General features: G+C 72.6%; 1 protein-coding gene. It reads left to right on the forward strand.

Going from position 1 to position 821, the window contains the following annotated elements:
• Nucleotides 1-313 precede the first annotated feature (313 nt).
• Nucleotides 314-821: enoyl-CoA hydratase/isomerase family protein (locus SSQG_RS24810; RefSeq protein ID WP_003992594.1), on the forward strand; the 508-nt coding region annotated here is incomplete at its 3' end.

Below are 821 nucleotides of genomic sequence, written 5' to 3' on the forward strand. Positions count from 1 at the left end.
GTGAACACGCCGGTTTCCGGGCGGGGCGGCTCGTAGGGCGGGGGCGTCTCGTGGAACGAGGTGTCCCGATGTGGCCTCGTCGGCGTGTCCGTCGTCATCACGTTCCCTCCCCGATGCGTACGCGCCCCCTGTGCGCCGCAGCGGACGCACGCTATGCGCTCCCATGGGCTATTGGGTCGGAGTTGGGGTGATGTCACTCGAACGGGTGGGCGGGGGCGTGCGGGGGCCGGTCGCGTCCGCTCTTTCGCGGGTGGGGTGCGGCTGCGATGATCGGGGCGACGGTGTTGTTAACCCGCGTTAACCGGAGGGTGTCATGAGTGAGGAACGGTTCGGGGAGTTCGTGCTGGTGCGGCGGCACGAGCAGGGGCATGTCGCGGAGCTCGTCCTGGACCGGCCCAAGGCGATGAACGCGGTGTCGACGGAGATGGCGCGGTCCGTGGCCGGGGCGTGCGCGGCGCTGGCGGCGGACCGGGAGGTGCGGGTGGTCGTGCTGACCTCCACGCACGAGCGGGCGTTCTGCGTGGGGGCCGACCTGAAGGAGCGGAACTCGTTCAGCGACGCGGAGCTGCTGCGGCAGCGGCCGGTGACCCGGGGGGCGTACACCGGGGTGCTGGAGCTGCCGGTGCCGACGGTGGCGGCGGTGCACGGGTTCGCGCTGGGGGGCGGGTTCGAGCTGGCGCTGGCGTGCGACGTGATCGTGGCGGACCGTACGGCGGTGGTGGGGTTGCCGGAGGTGTCGGTGGGGGTGATCCCCGGGGGTGGGGGGACGCAGTTGCTGCCGCGGCGGGTGGGGGCGGCGCGGGCGGCTGAGCTGATCTTCT

The organism is Streptomyces viridochromogenes DSM 40736, assembly GCF_000158955.1.
Taxonomy (GTDB): domain Bacteria; phylum Actinomycetota; class Actinomycetes; order Streptomycetales; family Streptomycetaceae; genus Streptomyces; species Streptomyces venetus.